Here is a 23,543-nt window from a genome sequence, read left to right as displayed (position 1 = left end):
AACAATCTGGCTTTGATTGTAATGGGCAATGGAACCAAATGGCCCGCGTGTCCCACAGAGTCGTGCTTCATATTGCCAATTTTTCTACTTCACTTAAATTCATGCAATCAACTTCAAACCACTTTCAATTTCACGGCAAAGGCGCTGAATTTTTCAAAATCTGGGTTGTCAATGTTCTACTCACGATTGTGACCTTAAGCCTTTACCGTCCATGGGCGCGGGTACGCACCAAACGATATCTCTATCAAAATACTGAAATAAACGGTCAGCGCTTCGACTTCCATGCGAATCCCAAATCCATGCTTGTTGGTCATGTGCTGGTGATGGTTGCATTGGCTGTATTCGCCGTCTGTTCGCTGTTTGCCGCTCCAATTGCAGCCTTATTGACTGTCGTATTCTGGTTTGCCTTTCCTGCGCTGCTGGTGCGCAGCGTGCGTTTCAATTTGAGCAACACCAGCATCGGGAATGTGCGCATGGGGTTTTCTGGGTCGGTTGGCGATTATTACATCGTGCTTTTTAAATTCCTCGGAATGCTGATTCTTTGCGGTGTGCTGGCAGGCTTGCTTGGGGGGCTGACTGGGCTTGTTTTTGCAGATGCGCCAATGCTTAAAATGTTGATCACGGGCCTGAGCCTTGTGGTCTTGGAAGCAGGTGCAATCGTTTACCTGATCTGGAAGCAGGCCCTGTTTTTTGGAAACAACGCCCAATTTGGCGACATGCAGTTTCAATCGGAATTGCGTTTTCCGATCCTGCTGCGCAAAGCTGCCGTGTGGGTCGCGGTGTGCATCGGCGGCACAGCTGCCCTGGTTGCCGCTGCAATATTTGCAGTGATCTCGGGGGGTGGCCTGCCGAACCTGGCGACAGTTGCCGGGCGAATTGTCTCGGCTGGGCCCGAACTGCTGTTGGTCATCCTGCCGCCACTGGCCTTCTGGGCCTACAAAGCATTCGTGCAGGCAAGCGCCCACAACCTGTACTGGAACCACGTCAACCTGAACCATCGGCATCCGTTCAAAAGCGCCTTGCCCCTGGGATCCTTCATTGGTCTAAGCCTGATCAACGGGGTATTGACCCTCTGCACTTTCGGGCTGTACTACCCAGTGGCAAAGGTCAAGATCATCTCCGCCAAGCTGGAATCCCTGTCACTGGGCGATTGTGACCAACTGGTTGCTGAATTCAAGCCAGTTGAGCCATCCAAAGGGATGGTTGCTGACAGCATTTTCGACAGTTTGAATATTGACCTTGCCCTTTGAGCAACTCATTGATGCGCGGAGTCTTTCAAGATGGGCAAAACTCGCAGAGACATGCGGTGGAAGTCCGCATTCTTGAGGATTCCGTATGCCTTGAGAATTCTGAGTCCATTCGTTCATTCGATCTGTCTTCAGTGCAAATCGTTGAGCCAGTGCCGGGGGCACCACTCAAGTTTGTTCTGAATGGCCAAGCCATTTTGGAAATTGACCGTCAGTATGCAAAAACGCTGCCAGAACGCTTGCGGACACCGACAAGTTGGTATGACCGAATGGTTCGGTCGTACTGGCATCTGATAACCACAATTCTTGTCAGCCTGATGCTGGCCTATGGCTGCTACAAAGTGCTTCTACCCCTCAGCGTTCAGGTTCTGGCTGAGCAATTGCCGGCCAACACCCTCAGCAAACTGAGCGACAACACGCTCCAATTGTTGGACAAACAGATTTTTTTGCCCTCATCGCTTGCAGTGAAAGAGCGCAAGTCGTTGATCAAGCAATTTGATGCACTTCGAAGCCAGACGGAAGATCACATCCCCATGCGACTCGTATTCCGATCTTCAGCGATGGGGCCCAATGCATTTGCCTTACCCGATGGAAACATTGTCCTCACCGATGAACTGGTCAAATTGGTCAACGACAACGACGCCATCATGGGTGCTTTGGCCCATGAAATCGGTCACATTCAGAAACGCCATTTGCTCCGCCAAGTCATTCAAACCAGCGTTTCAGGCGTCTTTGCATTCGCCCTTTTCGGCGACAGCTCCTCCATTCTGGCAGCGCTGTCCACAGCCGCTGTCAACGCCTCGTACTCCAAAGAATTCGAGACCGAAGCGGATCAATTCGCGATTGCACGATTTGAGAAAAAGCAGCTTTCGCTGGAAAGTTTGCTGAAACTACACCAGAAATTGGCCACACTGGACCCAGAAAACACGGCGGGCTCCTTTCTGAGTAGCCATCCAGGCAGTGAAGCACGGCTTTCCATGATCAGAAAAGCCATGCACAAACCCCATTAATCAGTGACCTACCTGAGCCAACCTGCGTTTGCGCACGCCAGCGGCCAGTGTTTCCAGCACAGCCTCGCTGTCGTCCCAGCCCACGCAACCATCGGTGATGCTTTGCCCGTAGGTCAGCGGCTTGCCTGGCTCCAGGTCTTGCCTACCCTCTACCAAGTGGCTTTCAACCATCACACCCATGATGCGGGCGTCACCGGCAGCCAACTGTTCGGCGATGTTTTCACACACGCCCACCTGGTTCTTCGGCACCTTTGAGCTGTTGCCATGGCTGGCGTCAATCATGATGCGGGCAGCCAGACCTGACTTGCCAATCTCGGTCGCGGCAGCTTCCACAGAGGCTGCATCGTAATTGGGGGCTTTGCCACCACGCAAAATGATGTGGCAGTCTTCATTGCCCTGTGTACTGACGATCGCACTGCGACCCTCTTTGGTGACACTCAGGAAGTGGTGTGGATGTTGCGCTGCCTTGATGGCATCGACTGCAATTTTGACGTTTCCGTCTGTGCCGTTTTTGAAACCCACGGCACAAGACAAACCGGAGGACAGCTCACGGTGAATCTGGCTTTCAGTGGTGCGCGCACCAATCGCCCCCCAGCTAACCAGGTCAGCAATGTATTGCGGCGTGATCATGTCGAGAAACTCGGTGCCCGCTGGCAAACCCAGGCTGTTGATGTCAAACAGCACCTCACGGGCCATTTTCAAGCCTTTGTTGATCTGAAAACTGCCATTCAGGTCGGGGTCATTGATCAAACCTTTCCAGCCCACTGTGGTGCGCGGCTTTTCGAAGTACACGCGCATCACAATCTCAAGATCTTCGGCATATTGTGCGCGTTTGGCCATCAGCTTTTTGGCATATTCCATGGCCGCCTTGGTGTCGTGAATTGAGCAGGGGCCCATGACAACAATCAGGCGATCGTCTGCACCGTGCAGAATCTTGTGAATGGCTTCACGACAGTTCGACACGGTTTTAGCCACGTCCGCGGTCATGGGCACATCCGCAATGACAGACGCTGGGGTGTTCAATTCTTTGATTTCTTTGATTCTCAAATCGTCAGTCACCGTGTTCATTTTCAAAATCTCCTGAATGCAAAAAAAAACCGCCAGGTTCTACTTCCTGGCGGTTTGGTGTTTGTTTGCTTTCAGTTTCGCTTAAGCACAACCCTCTTCCGCCGCTTGCCAATACCAGGCAAAGAAGCCAAAAAAAGCGTAAAAAGAGTGAGCGATTACTGAAGTCATAGCAGCAATTTAACCAATTTGGACTGTACGCGCAAGGCTCACCACACGCCGATCCGCATTTTAGCAAGCAATGTGAACTAAAACCCACGTGTTGCAACGAAAGACTTTCATTTGAATTCAACGCTTTTCATGCATCCAATCCAAAATAGTCAGATACCGACGAACGCCCCCATCCCTGTCACAAACGCCAGCACCACAGAGCAGGGCTTGAATCTGCGAGCTCAAAATCTGGCAAATGATTTCTTAAAGGACATTCGGGAAAACCAGCTTGAACAAAGATACGGCCCGGAAATTGGCATTCCGTTTTCACCGCATGTCTTCAAAGCCACAGCGGCTTACACATTCGATCGATTAGAACACTTGTTACTGGACGCCCGAGACACCGGAACGCCGTTGAATGATGCGGCCAGGCAGCAAGTCAAATCTGTCCTCGAAAAAGGGCTTGAGTTACACCCAAGCAGTCATCTGGGATGGTATCTGGCCAGTGATTTCCTGAAAGACGGCGAGCAGATTCGAGTCAACGGCGAGGAATACTCCGGGAAAAGGGCAATAAGGGCTGCAAAAAACCTGGCCACTGACTCCACCACGCACACTTTATTGAGTTTGCTGGAGGACATTGAGGAGGAGGTTCAGCAGCCTCCTTCACCACAGCCCCGACAGCACTAGGCTAGTGCTCATTGCGTGCCGCCCATCACCAGACCGTCAATCCGGAGGGTGGGCTGCCCCACACCGACTGGTACGCTTTGCCCTTCTTTGCCACACACACCCACACCTTCATCCAGTGCCATATCGTTGCCAATCATGCTGACCTTGGTCATCGCGTCGGGGCCATTGCCGATCAAGGTTGCCCCCTTCACTGGGTAGGTCACCTTGCCATTTTCAATCTTGTAAGCCAATGAGGCAGAAAACACAAACTTGCCACTGGTGATGTCCACCTGTCCACCACCAAAATTCACGGCGTACACGCCATCTTTCACACTGGCGATAATTTCCTCAGGCGGGGTGTCTCCGCCCAGCATGTAAGTATTGGTCATGCGGGGCATGGGCAAGTGCGCAAAGCTTTCACGGCGACCATTGCCAGTGACTGGCATTTTCATCAGTCGTGCATTGGTCATGTCCTGAATGTAGCCCTTCAAAATGCCGTCTTCGATCAAAACGGTGCATTCCGTTTTGTTGCCTTCGTCGTCTACATTCAGTGAACCACGTCGGTTAACCAGCGTGCCATCATCCACAACGGTCACGCCTTTGGCTGCCACCCGCTCGCCAATTCGACCGCTGAATGCGCTGGAGCCCTTGCGATTGAAGTCCCCCTCCAAACCATGGCCCACCGCCTCATGCAGAAGCACTCCAGGCCAGCCTGGGCCGAGCACCACAGTTTGTGCCCCGGCAGGCGCAGGCCTGGCTTCAAGATTAATCAGGGCTTGATCAACGGCCGTGTCAGCGTAGTGTTTCAATCGCTCATCGTCGAAGTACGCAAAACCAAACCGACCGCCGCCGCCTGACGAGCCAGTTTCTCTTTGACCTTTGCTTTCCACCACCACACTGACATTCACACGAACCAGCGGTCGAATGTCGGCGGCCAAATGCCCATCACTGCGTACTACCATCACCACATCGTAGGCCCCGACTACATTGGCCATCACCTGAATGACCCTTGGGTCACGTTTGCGTGCGAATTGCTCAAGCCGGCGAAGCAGCTCCACCTTCTCGGTGGAGGTCAGGGTCGGAATCGGATTCAGCGGACCGTACAGATTCAGGCCTGCTCCGGCGTTCAAGCCTTTGCCGGTTTTCAGGCTTTTGCTGACTGACTTGCCAACACCCGCAATTTCACGAACAGATTTGGCGGCTTGCAATATCGGCTTCAATCCGATGTCATCGGAATAGGCAAAGGCTGTTTTTTCACCGCTGACCGCACGAACACCCACACCCTGCTCGATGTTGAAACTGCCTGATTTCACGATGCCTTCATCCAGCGACCACCCTTCGATCAGGCTGTGCTGAAAATACAGGTCTGCAAAGTCCACTTTGTGACTGAAAATCTCGGCAAACGCCTTGTGTACATGCTCTTCGTTCAGGCCGTAGGGCGTCCAGAGAATGTCCTGAGCGGTGGCGATGTGGTTAATTGCGGTTTCAACTGCTTTCATGAATTACACCTGTCAATGGGCTTGCCTCACATCACACGGTGCGTCAATGCGGGCAAACTGGTTCTTACCTGGTCTATCTTATCAGTGTCCAGCACACCGCACACCACGGCAGCGCCTTCTTTTTCGCAGGCCAGCACTTCACCCCACGGGTCAATCAGCATGGAGTGCCCAAACGTTCTACGTCCGTTTTCATGTTGGCCGCCCTGACCACACGCCAGCACATAACACTGGTTTTCCACCGCGCGCGCCCTCAACAGCAATTCCCAGTGGGCCTTGCCAGTGGTGTAGGTGAATGCCGCCGGCACGACGATCAGATCCAGCTTGCCCATGGCCCTGTACAGTTCAGGAAAGCGCAGGTCGTAACACACGGACAGCCCCACCCTAAGACCAGCCAAGTCGACTACCACAGGCGTTTTGCCCGCCACCAGCGTGTTGGCTTCGTTGTAGGATTCCCGGCCATTGTTGAAGCAGAAGAGATGAATCTTGTCATACCGACCCATGCATTGCCCATCTGGATCGAACACCAGGGTGCTGTTGTAAACACGGTCTTGTTGATCCGATTCAATCGGCAAGGTGCCTGCAATGATGTAAACCTCATGCTGACGGGCCTGTTGAGCCAGAAAGTCCTGAATTGGACCTTCGCCGTACGGCTCCTGTATGGCCAACTTGGCACGGTCGCCCATTCCCATGATGCAAAAGTACTCAGGCAGCAGCATGACCTTCGCACCACGGTCTGCCGCCTCGGCGATCAGGCGAGCCGCCTCCAGAAGGTTGGCCTTCCAGTCGGGGGTTGAAATCATCTGCAAACTGGCAACGGTGACTTGGCTCATGGCAGGTGCCTCATTGTTTGGGAGTGGCTTGTTCGGGGCTTTGTTGGCCCTTGACGCGTTCAATATTGGGGGCATCCCATGCCCCTGTGACCTTGTACTGGAATGAAAACACCTTGGCCAGCGGGTCCTTGAATACAAAATCGGCAATGATGGAGGCCAAGCCCACAGCCGGGTTTGCTGCAATCAGCGAATACAACAAGGATCCCCCCGTCGGATTCAAATCAGGCAACACCACCACATTGAGGTTCTGGGTTTCCTCTTTCAGGTTCAGGTCGCCCTGCATCAGCACGGTGGCGCTTGGGCCCTGCATTTTAAAATTTCGGGTGGTGGCCACCCCGCGCTTCAGCGTGACGTCTGCATCAATGCTGTCGTAAGCAAAGCCCTTTGAAAAAATGTCCTTGAAGTCGAGTGCAAACCGACGCGGAATGCTCTGCAACGACAACACGCCGAGCAATTTGGCCACACCCGGGTCGGCTTTTAGAAACTGGCCATTCTTGCTGACCAGTTTAAACTGCCCCGACAGTGAACCGTAATCAATCGCGGTGGGCGCATCGTCCCACTTTAATCGGCCTTTCAAAGTGCCCTCTCCGCCTTTGAAAACACCCGCCATCCCGAGCCGCGTCAGCAGGCCGCCCGCGTCTTTCACAGTCTGGTCAATTTGCAGATCCGTGCTTTGGCTGGACAGCTTCTGCCCGTACTGCCAAATCCCATTGGCGCGCGTGACGGATTCCGGATTTTCAAGCACCAGTTTTTCAAGTCGCCATTCCTTGGGCTTGTCGTTCAAAGTCGCCCTTGCACGTTCGTCGCGGGTTTGATTAAACGCCAGCAAACTCAGCTTGCCCAGTTTCAGTCCATTCAAAGTAAAGTCGTCCGCTTCAATGTCCAAAGCAGGAATACTGGACACCGGATCTTCGACCGCGGATTTCATGTCGCTGTCCAGCGACTTGGGAATACTCAATTTCTTGAATCGGGCCAATACAGCGCCATCGGGTCGCGTCTCATCAGACACCCAGGACAAATAGCCATCCACCCCGGCTGCACGGACGTCAAATTGCCAGCGGTTTTCCACGGTTCGAGCAGTTACCCACACCGAATCAAACTGCTTTTTGCCAAACACCAGATGATCCGCCTGCAGATTGACCCGCGTTTTTGGCAACCCACCCTTTCCTGTTCTGAGCAAACCCAACAAGGAGTCTGAAGATTGCGCTTTGCCCGACAAAACCTGGATCGGATCGAACAAACCCGAGAAAATGGATTTCCAGCGGTCCATGTCGATGTTCTGGGCCCGCACAGTGCCATTGATGCCACTACTGCTGTTCTCCAGCGGAACGCCAACGGCAAAATTCAGTGATGCAAACCGGCTGTCATTGCCATCCGGCACAAAGCGAGCCTTAAGCAGACCCACCAGCGAATCGTCCTGCCCCAGAGACACATTCCAGTCTTCTCCAGAATCACCCACGGTCTGCCTGATTTTCAAGGGCACCGCCGAATCGGCCGACTTGCCAAAGGGCGGCGGCAAATTCACACCCAGCCCTTGAAGGGTGCTGTTCACCAGCACATTTAAACCGGATTTGTTGGAAACCACGTTCACCGTAAATGGCGTAGCGCCTGACATGTAGGGGGCAAAGGTCGAGTCCACGTAGTCCGCCAGCTCACGGGCGCGGGCCTGACCAGTGGCCCGAATGGCGATCTGGCCCTGCGCATTGGTGCTGCCTGAAATCAGCACAGGTTCGCCAAGAGCAACTCCCTTCAGACCGTCGATTTTAATGCCCTTGTCAGAAAATCCGAGGTTACCGTTCAGCGCGCTCACCTTGGGCATTCCGCGAAGCAGTTGAACGGTGTTCTTTTCAAAGGCCAGCGTGCCATTGACTGTGGTGTCCGCGAGCTTGTTCAAGGGCAAATTCAGGTCGAGCTTCAACAGGGCATTGCCCTGCGCGCGTGCAGTGGTCAACAAGCCACCCACAAAGCCGTTCACAGGGCTGGCATTCACATAGCTCACCATGTCTTGCAAGGCACCTTTGCTTGTCCCCTTGATTTTCAGGACGGGTTCCCAAGCGTCCAGATTGTCAATGTCCGCATTCACCCCCTGAAGCAATGCACCTTGCGTTTTGGCGCTTTCTGCCAAAATGTGCATGTTTTTGCCTTTCAAGCTGACGTTGCCTTTGATGTCGGTAATCGCAGGCCAGTCTGGCGCGAATTTCAGTTCCGCCTTTTCCACAGGCACGGTGATGCTGAATACGCCAACACCCGGCGTTTCATGAAACGGAAACTGATCAAGCGGCCCCTTCAACACCAGTTTGCCTTTGCTGGCCAGTCCGCCTTTCAAGCTGCCCGCCAGCCATTCCCGGGCCTGCGGCCCGACAATCAGCGGGAGGTACTTGGGAACTGCGGCCACTTCGGCGCGATTGAGGTCTCCATTCAGATCAATCACATCCGAAGATTGATGATTCAATTGATAAGTGCCCTGAACGGACGCGTCGACATCCCTGTTATTGACATGCAAACGATCCAGCTTGACCAGCAAGGGGTTTGACGGATCAAACAAATGGGACCAGCTTCCCTGGCCGTCCACCTGATCAAAGTCCAGAAAAGAGGCGGCAAACACTTCGGGCAAGGCCAGATCAACCTTCTTGCTGTCCACTTTCCAGCGACCTTCACGGTTGTTGCCCTTGAATTCGCCGGTCAGTCCCTTAAACCCGGTCACGCTCACCCCACCATCGGGCTGCACCTTGGAATACAGAATGGACAAATCCTCAACATTCACATCGGCATTGAAAGCAAGGGCATTGAAATTGGGCTGATCTGAATTCAGTGGTGTTTGCCAATCCAGTTTCACCCGATTCAGATTGCCATTCAGGGTGTAGTTGGAAAGCCCTTGCATCGCCTGGCCCTGACCCAGATTTTGACCCACCTCCAGAGTAAGGCGGCGGGCTTGGGCTGCGTCCAGATTTTGTGCTGTCAAGGTCCAGTTTTGCGCACTGTCACCATACGACCTGGACACCGAAAAGTCAGCCGGCCCAAAGCGTTCCCCGTCCGAAAATCGCATCCGAAGCCCACGAACGGAAACCGCCGAAGGATGACGCAAACTGACTTGCCCCGACAGATCAAACAAGGCGGACACCTCTGAGACCTGCAAAGGTTTGATCTCGGGCTGCCGGGCATTCAAGGCCAGTTGCCCAATGGTGGTCTGAAGTGTGGCCTTCGTAATTTCACCCGCTTGGAAATCAAGCCAGGCGCGCGAACGCACGCCTGCGACAGCCACATTCACAGGCAGCGAACCCAGCCAAGGCTGAAAAAACGCCAGATCAGGCAAAGCAAATTGCGCATACGCCGTGCCCTTCCAGCTTGACCAGTTGTCCAGCTGACGCTCCCACACCGGAATGCCAAAATCGGCTGTCAGCGACAATGCATCTGGCGTGAGCGCCGGCACATTGGCACGTACACCCAATCGATGTCTGCCAAAGCCGTTTTTCAGGATCAGGTCTATGTCTGACACGGCAAGGTTAGGCGTCTGACCCGTGAGGTCGCGCCAATCCAACTTTGCTTGATGCAAGGCAAGCTGCCCTTGATGCAACAACCAGTTCAAACCCGGATTGGAGGTGTCCTTGCTGGCCGGAAAGGCGATGCCAGCCACATGCAAAAGCCCATCGCTGTCACGCCAAGCGCTCAATTGCGGCTTCTCAAGTTCAATCTGACTGAACCGGGGGCTGAAGGTCAGCAAGCTCGTCCAGCTGAGCCGCACAAACGCCGCATCCACATTCAGACCGTCATTGCCGTCCTTGTCCTGAACGCGCAGGTCTTTGATTTGCAGCGTGGGCGACAGGCCGCGCCATTGCGCCTGAATTTGCCCGATTGTGAAAGGAGCCCCTATCTGCTGACTAACCGCGCTCTCAATCCACGGACGATAGGAATCGGCCCTGGGCAAAATCCACCACTTCAAGGCAATCAAACCCAAGGCCACGGCAATCAGGACGGCACAGGCAAACAGGTGTGCAAAGTGCAACAACTGCTTGTGATTGATCCGATTCCAAATGGCATTCAATTGCGACAAGGCCCTACCCGAGATTTCTGCTGTCTGTAGTACGCTATTGTAGAGCCAAGCCCCTAGACGATGCGGTTTTACAATGAGCGATGCACAGGATTTCTACCAAAACGTGTGGCCGGGCCACTCGGAATACGCCAAGCGGTGGTTGAACCGTTTTCCAGCCTGGAACGACTCCTCGTCAGACTCTGAACATTTGTTGTCGTTGATTGAACAGTGGTTGTTGCCACTGCACGAACTGACCGACGAAGCAGCACTGATGCGGGAACTGAGACTGGTTCGACAACGCAGCCTGATCGAGATCATGCGGCGTGATCTCTTGGGGAAAATTGAGCTTTTTGATGTCACCGAGGCCCTGTCCTTTCTGGCCGACGCGGCCATTCAATTGGCGGTGGGTTTTGCGCACCGCGCTCAGGCAGACCGGTTCGGTCAGCCTGCCGATGGAGACTGCCTCATGGTGGTGGGCATGGGCAAGTTGGGTGGCCTGGAACTGAACGCATCCAGCGACATTGACCTGATTTTTCTGTACGCCAACGATGGCGACACTTTGGGTGGGCCCACGGGCAAAAGCCAGTCTCACGCCGAGTTTTTCACACAGGTGGGGCGCAAGGTCATTAAAATCCTCAGCGAAGTCACCGACGAAGGGTTCGTGTTCCGGGTTGACATGCGGCTGCGACCCAACGGCGACGCAGGTCCTCTGGTGGCCAGCCTCGACATGCTCGAAGAATATTTTGTGGTGCAAGGCCGTGAATGGGAACGTTACGCCTGGATCAAGTCCCGGGTGGTCAACTGGTCCGTCAACCCCGATCAGGACAAGGCATTTCAGAAGGCGCTCGACACACTATCCGAACTCGTCAGGCCATTCGTCTACCGCAAGTACCTTGATTTCGGCGCCATTCGTGCACTGAGATCCCTGCACGATCAAATTCGCACCGAGGTCAATAAAAACGAGCTGAAGCACCCAGGCACCGTGCACGTCAAATTGGGCAGGGGCGGCATTCGTGAAATCGAATTCACAGCGCAGGCCTTCCAGCTAATCCGCGGCGGTCGTGAACCCAAACTGCAACTGCGCCGCACAGTCGATGTGCTTGAAGTGTGCGCAGAGTCTGGCCTGCTGCACCGCGAAGACTGTGACCGACTCATTGCCGCCTATTACTTCCTGAGAAACCTGGAGCATCGCCTGCAATATGTCGAGGACGCGCAAACCCATCGCTTGCCCGCTTCACCCACAGAGGTGCTTCGGATTGCACGATCCATGGGTTACGAAGACCCAGCAATCTTCCTACGGGCGCTGGCGACGCACCGTGACTTTGTCGCGCAGCACTTTGATCACTCATTTGGTGACAAACAAGAGGACGAAGAAACCCCGGATCTCAGCGTACCCTGGTCGGAAAAACTGACGAAAGGGTTTGAAAATCCGCAAGACGCGCAAGACAGATACACCAGGCTGATGGAATCGAGCCGGGTGAAAATGCTTCCACAGGCCCACCGCGAGCGAATCGACCGCTTGATGCCAACCCTGCTGGCAGCAGCCACCGCCACAGCGGCGCCAGACAGCTGCTGGCGATACTGTCTTGAACTGATTGAGACCGTCGCTCGGCGAGGTGCTTACTTGTCGCTGCTGGAGGAGTATCCGATTGCCCGCATGCGCGTCACCCGCATGCTTGCATCAAGCCCGTGGGCTGCCCACTTCCTGATTCGACACCCTTTGCTGCTGGACGAGCTGATTGACACCCGCACCCTGTTGGCTGAGCCCAACCTGACGCTGTGGGCCGATCAACTTCGTGAAGCCCTGGCCAATTCGCGAACGCCAACCGGTCAGGCCGACATTGAGCGTCAAATGGACCTCATCCGGGAACAACACCATGCACAACTGTTTCGCATCCTGGCCCAAGACCTCGAAAATCTGCTAACGGTCGAGAAAGTCAGCGATCTGTTGTCTGAACTGGCCGACCGCACACTGGAGGTGGTACTGGAAAGAAGCTGGGAAGAATTGCCCAACCGGCACCGCGCTCAGCCCAAATTTGCCATCATTTCCTACGGAAAGCATGGCGGCAAAGAGCTCGGATACTCATCCGATCTGGACCTGATCTTCCTTTTCGATGACGAGGACGATCGGGCGGCAGATCTGTATTCCAGATTGGCCAAGCGAATCAATCACTGGCTGACCACCCAAACAGCAGCCGGCATTCTGTTCGAGACCGATTACCGTCTGCGCCCCAACGGCGATGCGGGCTTGCTGGTCAGTAACATGGCTGGCTTCGAGGCCTACCAAAAACGCCAGGGTGGTGTAGGGGCTTGGTTTTGGGAATATCAGGCATTAACGCGGGCGCGCTTTTGTGTGGGTGATGCCCAAATTGGCGAGCGTTTCGAGCAGCTGCGTTCAGACATTCTTCAAATGCCCCGCCCATGGGAGGAGGTGCGCAATGAAGTACTGGCCATGCGTCAGAAAATGCTGGACGGCCACCCCAACGCGACAGGCCTTTTTGACGTCAAACATGACCGTGGCGGCATGGTCGATGTGGAATTCATGACCCAGGCACTGGTTCTCGGACACAGCGCCAGCCATCCGGAATTGGTTGGCAACATTGGCAACATTGCATTGATCAAAATGGCGGGGCAACTGGGCTTGATCGACACGGACCAAGCCCAAGCGGTGGCCGATGCCTATCGGTCGCTGCGCGCCAAACAGCATGCATTGCGCCTTGCAGGGCACAACAAATCCAGAACAGACGACCCGGCCATGCTGGCGCTGCGCAAACCCATCATGGCCCTGTGGGAAGCACTATTCAGGCAAAACTGAAGCAAAGCCCGGCCAGTCGGTGCAAGTCAACGGGGCACATAAACCTGGTACATGCGCATTTGCACCGTTGCGGTTTTTCGGGCTAGAAAATTGGAACCCGGATGCCGATCAAAATAGCGGGGCGCGGGCAGCATGCTGGCCATTTTGGCCGCCTGATAACTCGAAAGCTGCGACGCATTCACCCGGAAGTAGTGCTGCGCTGCAGCCTGTGCGCCGTAAATGCCGTTGCCCCATTCAGCCGTATTCAGGTAAACCTCCAGAATGCGGTGCTTGCTCCACACCGCCTCCAGCATGAAGGCAATCAACAACTCCTGGCCTTTTCGAATATAACTGCGCCTGCTGGTCAAAAACAGGTTTTTGGCCAACTGCTGCGTGATCGTCGAACCGCCGTGAATGACCCGGCCGCCCCGGGCATTTCGCTTCATGGCCTCTTCAATGGCATCCACTTCCACGCCATTGTGATTCACGAAATTGCTGTCTTCTGAAGCCACAACCGCCCGCTTTAGATTCAGCGATATTTGCTCATAAGGCACCCACTGCTGCGTCAACTGCGCCTTGGGGTCTTTCTGCCGGAGTTGGGCCAGACGCGTCTCCATGAAACTGGTCATGGATGGATTGACCCTTGCCCAAATCACAATGTGTGCAAAGTACCAAAGCTGCAGCAACACAAACGCCATCACCGACCACATGACAATGCGGCCGAACCAGAAGAAAAATCCACGCTTGCGAGTCTTGGCTGTCACTTGCTTTCTCCGGTCAAAATCGTCCGAAGTGCATTCAATGTCAAGACAGCGTCAGGTCGTTGACCCGTCCACCATTCAAAGGACAAAGCCGCCTGATGAACCAGCATTCCCAAACCATCCGACAGCAAGGCATCTGATGACAAACGGGGGCCGATGTCGCGCATGAACGCAGTTGGCTGGGCTGCGTACATCATGTCGTAGGCCAGGACCGTGCCCGAATACCACCGCTCGTTCAACGTGGGTACCTCGCCCTTCAAACTGCTTGAGGAAGCATTGACAAGCACCACGGGGATATTTTCAAGGTCACCTGGAAAATCGAGCAAGCCGCCCCCCCACGCCGGCAACCGGATGGATGTGGCACGCTGGGCCAATTCCACGGCCTTGTCTGCCGTGCGGTTCAGGATAGACAAATGCTTGACGCCAGCCTGCTTGAATGCGGACACACAACCACTGGCAGCACCACCGGCACCCACCATCACCACTTGCACTTCGGCAAGCGAGAGCGATTTCGTCGCCAGCCTGTCACTCAGGTCACGGCAAAGGCCCATGCCATCGGTGTTGTCCGTCTGAATCTGGCCGTCTGGCAGAAACTTCAAGGTGTTGGCTGCCTTTGCAAATGCCACCGCGTCGCTGTGAACATCGCCCAGCTCGAAGGCCTGCTGCTTGAAAGGCACCGTGACGTTGGCCCCCTTGTAGCCTGCTTCTTGCATGGCCCTTACTGTACCCACAAAATCATCCAGTGGCACCAATTGCCGGCCGTAGTCCAGATCAAGTCCCAATTGCTTGGCAAAGTGGCTGTGTATCCAGGGGGATCGACTGTGGGCAATCGGATTGCCAATCACTGCGTATCGGTCTGTCATGTCAGTGCATCAAACTCAAAATTGCGTACTCACTTTGTCGCGGCTGAACACCCAGGTTCTCGTTATGGCCAGAATATCTGCTTTTTTACGCATTTCGGCCGGAAAAGGCGGGAACGGCGACGATCTGCGAACAATCATCATGGCTGCCCGATCAAGCACAGCAGACCCTGAAGACTGGTCCACCTCAATGTCATCCAACTTGCCATCGGCGCGAATGTAGACCGTCATTCTCAGTTTCCCGTAAATCTTGCCTTTCAACTCCTCGGGGTAATGGCTGTTGCCCTCCTGCTCCACGTGCAAACGCCAAGCCTCTTCGTACAGGGCGAAGGCGTAAGGGGCTGTGGCGGGTGAAAAGAAGTATTTTCGCGGTCGCTCGTTGTACTTCTTGATCTCCTGTGCGACTTGCGCCTGCAACTTTTTAATTTGAAGCTCGCGCTGCGACTTGGGGTCGGCACCTACCTCGCTTTGCCCCTGCCGATTGGTGTCTGGCACTGCGTCGATTGTCAAACCCCGACCCTGAAGCTGGCTCTGAATGGCCTCCAAAGCTTGCAAACGGGCTTTGGCCGCATCCAGTTGCCGTTGCGACACAGGATCGTCGGCGTCGACGGGCAGCGTCGTCGCGCGGCCCTTGTCCGCCTGACCACCCCCATCCAGTGCGACCTGAGCAAGCGCCTTGGCTTTGTCAGGCGTGTGGTCACTTTTGGCGTTGACCAAGATGACCTCAAGCGGCGCACTGTAACGGGTGGTCACCTTCGGGGCTGAAAAATGAACCATGAACAACAGAAGATGCACAATCACCGACAAGGCAAAAGCCCTGCGCAAATCAAACGGTGCGCGCATCAAAGCCACCGACATGATCAGGACTGCCCCTCGTCTTGTGGCGCCACTGCTTCGCCAGGCTCCACAAGTGCATCCGCATCGTCGGGCAACTCGTCTTCGTCATCCAGCAAGCGGGTTGCACGCCCCTGCTTCAAGGCGATCAGCTTGCACGACACCGTCAGCGTCAGCTCATCCACCTCATCCAGCTCAACCTCCACCTGCACCCCACGGCCTGGCGAGGTCACGCCGACCAGGCGCACAAACAGCGGAATTTCCTCCAGACGCACCAGTTCGTCTTTCACCACCACACCGTTGAACTTTCGAATGCCTTTTTGCTGAATCCAGCGCAAGCACCAGTAGCGCTCCATGTTTTGCTGAAACTCGGCATAGGCCTTGTAAGTCACATCAAAACTGTTCACCGCCGACAGCAAATCGGCATCGGTCGCCGAGTAAGGCGCGGGTGAACCCTGAATGACGGAGATCAGCTGTTGCTGGTTGATCAAGTCCACGTAGCGGCGCAATGGCGAAGTGCTCCATGCATACTGAGGAACACCAAGCCCGGCGTGCGGGGCTGCGTGGGTCGACATGCGAACCCGCCCCATGTGCGGCTGAATGCGGTAAATACCGGTAACCTTGTGGTCATGCAGCAAACCGCCCCACTGGTTGTTGACGAAGATCATCCACTCCGCAACCAGTAAATCCAGCGGAGCGTCGCGCCTGCGCGGCACGATTTCCACCTTACCGTCCTCATCCACGTAGAAATTGAAATCGATTCGTGCGTGTTTCTCGGGCTGCCCGCGCACCAGCTCACGCTTGTGCTTCAACACCTTGGTCCCCAGCCAAAGCACTTTCAAGGCCGGAAAGAACTCTCCCACTTCCGGCACCGACGCCACGGCAGGATCTTCCAACACCTCTTGAGAGACAGCCTGATCCATCAAATTGTGCCGAAGGTTGGCCGCAATCGGAACGCGCTCAACGCGTGACACCGGGTCACCGATCAATTCGCCCGAGGTCAGGTCAATGTCTGTGTAAATCGACAGGCAAGGGGCAACGGTGTCCTCGGCCAGGGTGCTCAATGCCACCACATCGTCCGGCAGCATCGTGATTTTGTCGCCTGGCGCATACACGGTTGACAGGCGCTCGCGCGCAACCCGGTCGTGGGGGCTGCCGCGCTCAATCAGCAAACCCGGTGCCGCAATGTGCACGCCCACTCGCGCCCTTTCGTCGCTGAGCCAAACCACGCTGAACGCGTCGTCTATTTCAGTGGTCGATATGTCGTCAATCGAAAAAGCACGAACCTCAGCCATGGGCAGACGTTCAATGAATTCGGGTACGGCGGGGGGCGGCAAATCAATTCGAGTGCCTTTCGGAAAGTACACGGCTGCGAACTTGGCTCGCATCAATTCATGCACCGTTTTGAAAGCCCCGCACTCGATCATCAAGACGTCAGGCGAACGGCCAGCCTCGGTGCAGGCCTGCATCAGGGCCTTGTACTCCAGGCTGTTTTTATCGGGGTTGACCAACAATTGCGCGACATGGGCCTGAAAGCCAGCGGGCAACTCACGACGAACCAGGGCCTCTGCCCAGGTCTGCTGCTGTTCGGCGGCCAAGCGCTTTTTCTCCAGCCCAGCCAGGGCCGCCTTTAAAATATCGGGCGGCGCAGCCCGGTAATTGCCCTTGCCTTTGCGATGAAAGTAAACCGGTGCGGCATGCAATGCCGTCAACACCGCCGCCTGCTGCACTGCTGAGGGCTTTTCACCAAAATACTCTTCCGCCATGGCCGTGAATTCAAATTCACCTTCGGGCGCACAGTCCCACAAAAAACTGGCATCCATCTCGTCTGCCAAAGCTTGCATCTGCTGGGAAAATTCAGCACACGTCGGACTTTCAAAGCGCAACATGACACTGCTGCCTTTAACCTTGCTTCGCTTACCGTGCAGCGTTTCCACCTGAAAGGCGTTGCCTTGCTCCAGGATGACTCGCCCTACCTTGAAAGCACCGGCCTCTTCATAAAACAAATTCATTCACTTTTCCTGGTTGACTTCGTTCAAAGCGGGAACGAAAACTTCAAATACCCACATGGGCGTTGCGCCCGGTTTGCGCAAATATCTGGCACACCTGACATACCAACCCGACACAGGGCACACATCGGGCAGGGCCAGTGCTTTAATCCACGCCTGCCGAGCCGGTAGCCGTGCAAAATACAGGGGCCCACGCTGCACCATGGGGTCTGAAAACAGGGCGGTCCCCAAAGAACGTCGCCCAAGGCCACGCCAGAACGGCCAGTCGTTGCGTACACCTTTGACCTGCACCACCGTTTTGGCCAGCACCACCGGGACACCGTTGAGCCGCAGTCTGACCAGGCGAGCCTGAACCTTGGGTCGCCCTGCCAGATCCAGATGCCACGCGTCGCGGCCGGTCAGGGCTTGCAAGCCCTGTCGCACGGGTTCCACTTCAAACCGTCCGCCAGTTGAAACCAACTTTCGGGTCAACGAGCCCCGTGTTTTTGCCCACTTTTTGGCCCAGCCGGGCCAACTGGCCGGGCAATGCTGGCGCCAAGGGCCCGCCCGATTCATTTCACCCCCAAAAAGAGCAAAAGATAGGGTAAAAAGTCATCAAATTCGGTCATTGCGTGGTCAGACCCTGAAAGCCGAAGCTGATGCGCCTGCGCGTAAGTGCGGGTCATTTGATCAAAATCAAGCACTTCGTCACCGCTGGCTGCCATCAAAAAATACCGGCTCATTCCTGTCAAGCGGCCGACTCGCATGTCCTCTAACGCCCGAAGGTATTCAGGAACAAACTCAATTTCCTCTTCGCTGAAATACACCTTCTGGCGACCGATTTGAGTTTGCAGGTCCAGATGCGGCGTCACAGCCGGGTTGATCAGCACCACTCGGCTGGAAGGCACCTCTTCAGCGAGCACCGTCGCATAAAACCCACCCAGTGAACTGCCCACAAAAGCCAAACGCAAGTCCGGATGGTGATGCAAGCGAGTCCGGACTTCGGTGCGAATCATGTCGATCGCATCCACCGGCGAGGCGGGCAGCGCTGGCACCCACAGTCGATTCAAAAGTCCTGCCTGCAGAAACGCCTGCACCACGCGCTGGGCTTTTACCGAGGCAGGTGAAGAGCGGAAACCATGAAGGTAAACCACCCAATCTGGCGTGTAATCTGCACCGGGCAAAAACTGCCCGGGACTTTCAAGTACAAATGGCAGCCCGGTCAATGGCCTGCTCCCTTGCGCTCAGTCAACGCCTGCAACAACTGTTGGTGCACCCCACCGAACGCACCGTTGCTCATCGCCACCAACCAATCTCCGGTGGTGGACTGGGCTGCCACCTGATCGACCAACTCAGCCACACTGCCAACCAGATGAAGTCTTTCCCCCAAGGGGGCCAACGCATCGGCCACGTCCCAGGTGATGCCTTCGGTCAGACAAAACACCGCATCGGCCGCTGCAAAAGAGTCTGGCAAAGCCGCTCGCAAAGTACCCATTTTCATGGTGTTTGATCGAGGCTCAAACAGGGCAATCAAGCGCCCCTGCGGCGCGCCTTGCTCATTCATGGCTGCCCGAGCGCCGCGCAGCGTGGTGTCAATGGCAGTAGGGTGATGCGCAAAATCGTCGTACACGCGAATGCCGTCAATCTCGCCGCGCAGCTCCATTCGACGCTTTACCCCCGGAAACTCACAAAGGGCCTTGCAGGCATCGGCGGGCAAAACACCGCAATAGTGAGCAACCGCAATCACGGCAAGTGCATTGTTGACGTTGTGCAGACCCGATGCCGACCAACTCACACGCCCCACGGTCTTGCCGTGATGCAATACGTCAAAATCAGACGCACCCAGAATGGAAGCCGACCAATCCGCCTGTTGGCTTTCAGCTGAAAAATGGCTGACGGGCGTCCAGCATCCTTTCTTGATCACCCTTTCAAGCGCCGGAGAATCCAGCGATGCCACCACGCGCCCTTTTGAAGGCACTGTTCTTACCAGGTGATGAAATTGCGTCTCAATGGCTGCAAGATCCGGGAAAATGTCAGCATGATCGAATTCAAGGTTGTTCAAAAGCGCAACCACCGGCCGGTAGTGCACGAACTTGGAGCGTTTGTCGAAAAACGCGGTGTCGTATTCGTCGGCCTCAATCACAAAAGGCAAGCCTTCGCCCACGCGGGCGGACACGCCAAAACCACCGGGAACCCCACCAATCAAGAAACCAGGTTGCAGCCCAGCCTTGTCCAACACCCAGGCCAACATGGATGAGGTGCTGGTTTTGCCATGCGTGCCCGCCACCGCCACCACCTGACGACCGCGCAGCACGTGTTCGCCAATCCACTGGGGGCCGCTGGTGTAAGGCAGGCCAGCATTCAGGATGGCTTCCATCAGCGGGTTGCCGCGACTGACCACATTTCCGACCACCCACAGGTCAGGTTTGAGGTCCAGTTGCTCAACGCCCCAACCTTCTGTCAGGCCGATACCCGCCTGCTCCAGCTGCGTGCTCATGGGCGGATAGACATTGGTGTCACAGCCTGTGACCGTATGCCCCAAAGCCTTTGCCAGCTGGGCCACACCGCCCATGAAAGTGCCGCAAATGCCTAAAATGTGGATGTGCATGTTTTTATCCTTTCCGACAACCCGTTATTGTAGACCCTGCGAATTTGGATACACTGCCTCCATGGATGAATTCTTCGAAGCACATGACGATCTGCGCACGGAAATTGCGATGACGGCGGCCCGCTTGATTGCCGAAGATGGCTACGATTACCCGTCGGCCAAGGCCAAAGCGATCAAACAGCTGGCCGGAAAAAGTCGACTACCCAAAGACCGCATACCCAGTGACCAGGAAATTCAGGATGAGTTGCGGGCTTATCAGGCACTCTACCTGTCAGACACTCAGCCCGCCCAGCTACAGTCCCTTCGCACGGTCGCGCTTGAATTCATGGCACAAATACCGGAATTTGAACCCATCATCTACGGCGCCGTTGTCAACGGCACGGCCAGCGACCACTCCGACATCCACTTGATCGTCTTTTCAGACGACCCCAAAGAAATCGATTACTGGCTATTCAATCACAACCTGCAGGCAGAACCTTGCGACGACGCCCTGCTCGCCGGCAAGACCTACCCGGCAGTGGCCTTTCAATGGAAACGCCGATGGTTCAAGCTGGGCGTTGCAACGCCCACCCATCGAAGGGGTCTACTGAACCGAAACAACCAGGACGAATTCACCTTCCAAACCGATCGAAATGGACTGCAAGCCCTGTTTGACACCTACAACCCACCTGCTGGACTCTCGACATGAAGAAAACCGCACTCACCATTGGACTGGCCGTTCTGGCACTGGTCGTCGGCGTTTTTGTGGGCACTTTGCCCAAACACCCAACGGAGGGCTACCCCCTGACCGGCCATACATTCAACACCTTCAAAGGAGGCTCACTGGATCTTGCAGCCCTACGCGGCAAAAAAGTGGTACTGAACTTCTGGGCCACCTGGTGTCCCCCCTGTGTCGAGGAAATGCCCGAACTCAGCGCGCTTTACCCAGCACTGAAGGCCCAGCAGGTCGAATTGATTGGAATTGCTGTCGACAACACCGCCAACGTCAACACGTTTCTTGAGAAAACCCCGGTGAGTTACCCGGTTGCACTGGCCGGATTTGGCGGCTCGGAGCTGGCCGAAAAACTGGGGAATTCCCAAGGCGGATTACCCTTTACTGTAGTTTTAGACGAAGATGGTAATGTTTTAATGAAAAAAGCAGGCCGAATTCAGATGAGCGAGATCAAAGCGGCGCTCGGTCAGTAATTTTTGGAGTATGCTTTCGCATCGCTGCGGTCATCGCACCGGGCGCAAAGGCACTTCCCGTGATTTGACCTTGCAACCCCTGCCAATCAGGGGGCACAATAAGCGAAGTTACAAGAAATTGCCGATTTTTCGCATTAAAACTAAAAGATAACATCCCATGATGGAGCTCACACATGGACCTCAGAAAGCTAAAAACCCTGATTGATCTGGTTGCCGAATCAGACATCTCCGAACTTGAAGTCACCGAAGGCGAAGGCAAGGTACGAATTGTCAAAAGCCAACCGCCCCAGTTCCAGATGATGGCCGCCCAACCCATGATGGCGCCGCAAGCGGTTCCTGCAGCATCTGCCCAGGCAGCTGCTGCACCACAGGCAGGCGCCAGTGCGCCAGCTGCCGCCGCCGAAGCCGGGCACAAGGTCGCCTCTCCAATGGTGGGCACGTTTTATCGCGCCTCCAGCCCCGGCGCACCCAACTTCGTCGAAGTGGGTTCAAGCGTCAAGGAAGGCGACACCATCTGCATCATCGAAGCCATGAAACTTCTGAATGAAATCGAAGCCGACAAAACAGGCGTGATCAAGGCCGTGTTGGTCGACAATGGTCAACCCGTGGAATTCGGCCAGCCCCTGTTCATCATCGAATAAGCGGAGGCGATCACCATGTTTGGAAAGATCCTGATCGCGAATCGGGGCGAAATCGCCCTGCGCGTTTTGCGCGCTTGCCGTGAAATGGGCATCAAGACGGTTGCAGTGCATTCACTGGCCGACACCGACGCCAAATACGTCAAGCTGGCCGATGAGTCTGTTTGCATAGGCCCGGCACCCTCGCGCGAAAGCTACCTCAACATCCCGGCCATCATCAGCGCGGCTGAAGTCACCGATTCCGAGGCGATTCACCCCGGCTACGGCTTTCTGTCTGAAAACGCCAGCTTTGCAGATCGCGTTGAGAAAAGCGGCTTTGTGTTCATTGGACCCCGAGCGGAATCCATCCTGTTGATGGGCGACAAAGTGTCTGCCAAGCAGGCCATGATCGCCGCAGGCGTGCCCTGTGTACCCGGTTCCGAAGGTGAATTGCCCGACGATCCCCGCGAAATCGTGAGAATTGCACGCCAAATCGGCTACCCCGTCATCATCAAGGCGGCCGGCGGCGGCGGTGGGCGCGGCATGCGGGTCGTGCACACCGAGGCGGCGTTGCTCAATGCCGTCACCATGACCAAAACCGAGGCGGGTGCCGCATTTGGCAACCCGGCGGTTTACATGGAAAAATTTCTGGAAAACCCGCGCCACATTGAAATCCAGATTCTTGCCGACGAACACCGCAACGCGGTCTGGCTGGGCGAACGGGACTGCTCCATGCAGCGCCGGCATCAAAAGGTCATCGAAGAGGCACCAGCGCCGCACATTCCACGTCGTCTGATCGAGCGAATTGGTGAACGGTGTGCTGAGGCTTGCCGGAAAATTGCGTACCGAGGCGCAGGCACGTTTGAATTTTTATACGAGAACGGTGAGTTTTATTTCATTGAAATGAACACCCGCGTGCAGGTGGAACACCCAGTCACCGAAATGATCACGGGCATCGACATTGTTCAAGAGCAGATTCGCATCGCCTATGGCGAAAAGCTGCGTTTCAAACAAAAGAACATCGAACAGCGCGGTCACGCCATTGAGTGCCGAATCAACGCGGAAGATCCTTTCAAGTTCACCCCATCGCCTGGCCCCATCAAGTCCTGGCATGCACCGGGCGGACCTGGCATCCGGGTCGATTCACACGTCTACAGCGGCTACAACGTACCCCCTCACTACGACTCCATGATTGCCAAGGTCATCAGTTACGGTGAAACCCGTCAGCAGGCGATTGCCCGCATGCGGCAGGCCCTGTCTGAACTGGTTGTGGATGGCATCAAAACCAACACGGCACTTCACCGCGAACTGATGGAAGACGCCCGCTTTGTGGAAGGTGGTACAAGCATTCACTACCTTGAACACAAACTGGAGCAGCGTTCCAAATGACCCAAACTGA

The 23,543-nt window shown here is 55.4% G+C and carries 19 protein-coding genes; 8 read left to right on the top strand and 11 right to left on the bottom strand.

Annotation, left to right across the window (positions count from 1 at the left end):
* Positions 1-101: 101 nt before the first annotated feature.
* Positions 102-1,250, top strand: coding sequence for a YjgN family protein (locus tag QQJ87_RS06265; protein WP_284280612.1), 1,149 nt, complete (start codon positions 102-104; stop codon positions 1,248-1,250).
* An 11-nt stretch (positions 1,251-1,261) separates the two neighbouring features.
* Positions 1,262-2,257, top strand: coding sequence for a M48 family metallopeptidase (locus tag QQJ87_RS06260; RefSeq protein WP_431310081.1), 996 nt, complete (start codon positions 1,262-1,264; stop codon positions 2,255-2,257).
* Here the strand turns inward: QQJ87_RS06260 and aroG are convergent, their stop codons facing one another.
* Positions 2,258-3,325, bottom strand: coding sequence for a 3-deoxy-7-phosphoheptulonate synthase AroG (gene aroG / locus QQJ87_RS06255; protein ID WP_284280610.1), 1,068 nt, complete (start codon positions 3,323-3,325; stop codon positions 2,258-2,260).
* Between the two features lie 297 nt (positions 3,326-3,622).
* Here aroG and QQJ87_RS06250 point away from each other — a divergent pair, with 297 nt between their 5' ends.
* Positions 3,623-4,159: a hypothetical protein gene (locus tag QQJ87_RS06250; RefSeq protein WP_284280609.1), complete on the top strand. Its 537-nt coding sequence runs from the start codon at positions 3,623-3,625 to the stop codon at positions 4,157-4,159.
* An 8-nt stretch (positions 4,160-4,167) separates the two neighbouring features.
* Here QQJ87_RS06250 and tldD read toward each other — a convergent pair whose 3' ends face one another.
* The 3 genes from tldD to QQJ87_RS06235 are packed head-to-tail and all read right to left on the bottom strand — an operon-like array spanning position 4,168 to position 10,518.
* Entirely contained in the window at positions 4,168-5,637 is a 1,470-nt protein-coding gene (gene tldD / locus QQJ87_RS06245; protein WP_284280608.1) for a metalloprotease TldD, read from the bottom strand.
* Positions 5,638-5,663: 26 nt separating this feature from the next.
* Positions 5,664-6,467 (bottom strand): carbon-nitrogen hydrolase family protein, encoded by an 804-nt coding sequence (locus QQJ87_RS06240; protein WP_284280607.1) that lies wholly within the window; start codon positions 6,465-6,467, stop codon positions 5,664-5,666.
* 10 nt (positions 6,468-6,477) lie between these two features.
* A complete protein-coding gene (locus tag QQJ87_RS06235) occupies positions 6,478-10,518 on the bottom strand; it encodes a YhdP family protein (protein ID WP_284280606.1) in 4,041 nt (1,346 codons plus the stop codon).
* A 73-nt stretch (positions 10,519-10,591) separates the two neighbouring features.
* On the opposite strand from QQJ87_RS06235, the gene glnE reads away from it, so the two are divergent.
* Positions 10,592-13,312: a bifunctional [glutamate--ammonia ligase]-adenylyl-L-tyrosine phosphorylase/[glutamate--ammonia-ligase] adenylyltransferase gene (glnE, locus tag QQJ87_RS06230; RefSeq protein WP_284280605.1), complete on the top strand. Its 2,721-nt coding sequence runs from the start codon at positions 10,592-10,594 to the stop codon at positions 13,310-13,312.
* Positions 13,313-13,338: 26 nt separating this feature from the next.
* Here the strand turns inward: glnE and mtgA are convergent, their stop codons facing one another.
* The 7 genes from mtgA to mpl are packed head-to-tail and all read right to left on the bottom strand — an operon-like array spanning position 13,339 to position 20,342.
* Positions 13,339-14,055 carry a monofunctional biosynthetic peptidoglycan transglycosylase gene (gene mtgA / locus QQJ87_RS06225; protein ID WP_284280604.1) on the bottom strand — a complete coding sequence of 239 codons (717 nt, stop codon included), beginning with the start codon at positions 14,053-14,055 and terminating at the stop codon, positions 13,339-13,341.
* Positions 14,052-14,915 (bottom strand): shikimate dehydrogenase, encoded by an 864-nt coding sequence (gene aroE, locus QQJ87_RS06220; protein ID WP_284280603.1) that lies wholly within the window; start codon positions 14,913-14,915, stop codon positions 14,052-14,054. The genes mtgA and aroE overlap by 4 nt, the downstream gene beginning before the upstream one ends.
* A 15-nt stretch (positions 14,916-14,930) precedes the next feature.
* Positions 14,931-15,770 (bottom strand): energy transducer TonB family protein, encoded by an 840-nt coding sequence (locus tag QQJ87_RS06215; protein WP_284280602.1) that lies wholly within the window; start codon positions 15,768-15,770, stop codon positions 14,931-14,933.
* Between the two features lie 2 nt (positions 15,771-15,772).
* Complete coding sequence (locus tag QQJ87_RS06210; RefSeq protein WP_284280601.1) at positions 15,773-17,758, bottom strand: ribonuclease catalytic domain-containing protein; 1,986 nt, start codon at positions 17,756-17,758, stop codon at positions 15,773-15,775.
* Positions 17,759-18,310: a chorismate--pyruvate lyase family protein gene (locus tag QQJ87_RS06205; protein WP_284280600.1), complete on the bottom strand. Its 552-nt coding sequence runs from the start codon at positions 18,308-18,310 to the stop codon at positions 17,759-17,761.
* A complete protein-coding gene (locus tag QQJ87_RS06200) occupies positions 18,307-18,960 on the bottom strand; it encodes a YqiA/YcfP family alpha/beta fold hydrolase (RefSeq protein WP_284280599.1) in 654 nt (217 codons plus the stop codon). Before QQJ87_RS06200 ends, QQJ87_RS06205 begins: the two co-directional genes overlap by 4 nt.
* On the bottom strand, positions 18,957-20,342 hold the full coding sequence (gene mpl, locus QQJ87_RS06195; RefSeq protein ID WP_284280598.1) for a UDP-N-acetylmuramate:L-alanyl-gamma-D-glutamyl-meso-diaminopimelate ligase: 1,386 nt from the start codon (positions 20,340-20,342) through the stop codon (positions 18,957-18,959). Before mpl ends, QQJ87_RS06200 begins: the two co-directional genes overlap by 4 nt.
* Before the next feature lie 61 nt (positions 20,343-20,403).
* Between mpl and QQJ87_RS06190 the strand changes: the two genes are divergently transcribed.
* The 4 genes from QQJ87_RS06190 to accC all read left to right on the top strand — a co-directional run bounded on the left by QQJ87_RS06190 (position 20,404) and on the right by accC (position 23,533).
* On the top strand, positions 20,404-21,030 hold the full coding sequence (locus tag QQJ87_RS06190) for a UDP-N-acetylmuramate--alanine ligase (RefSeq protein ID WP_284280597.1): 627 nt from the start codon (positions 20,404-20,406) through the stop codon (positions 21,028-21,030).
* Positions 21,027-21,527: a TlpA disulfide reductase family protein gene (locus QQJ87_RS06185; protein ID WP_284280596.1), complete on the top strand. Its 501-nt coding sequence runs from the start codon at positions 21,027-21,029 to the stop codon at positions 21,525-21,527. The genes QQJ87_RS06190 and QQJ87_RS06185 overlap by 4 nt, the downstream gene beginning before the upstream one ends.
* Positions 21,528-21,700: 173 nt before the next feature.
* Positions 21,701-22,168 carry an acetyl-CoA carboxylase biotin carboxyl carrier protein gene (accB, locus tag QQJ87_RS06180; protein WP_284280594.1) on the top strand — a complete coding sequence of 156 codons (468 nt, stop codon included), beginning with the start codon at positions 21,701-21,703 and terminating at the stop codon, positions 22,166-22,168.
* 15 nt (positions 22,169-22,183) lie between these two features.
* The gene (accC, locus tag QQJ87_RS06175; protein ID WP_284280593.1) at positions 22,184-23,533 is read left to right on the top strand and encodes an acetyl-CoA carboxylase biotin carboxylase subunit; all 1,350 of its coding nucleotides are present in this window, start codon (positions 22,184-22,186) and stop codon (positions 23,531-23,533) included.
* Positions 23,534-23,543: the final 10 nt, after the last annotated feature.

This window comes from Limnobacter litoralis, assembly GCF_030160455.1.
In the GTDB taxonomy this organism is placed as follows: Bacteria; Pseudomonadota; Gammaproteobacteria; order Burkholderiales; family Burkholderiaceae_B; genus Limnobacter; species Limnobacter litoralis.
Note: the sequence above shows the minus strand (reverse complement) of the source record. Positions and strands in the feature narration are given on the sequence as shown.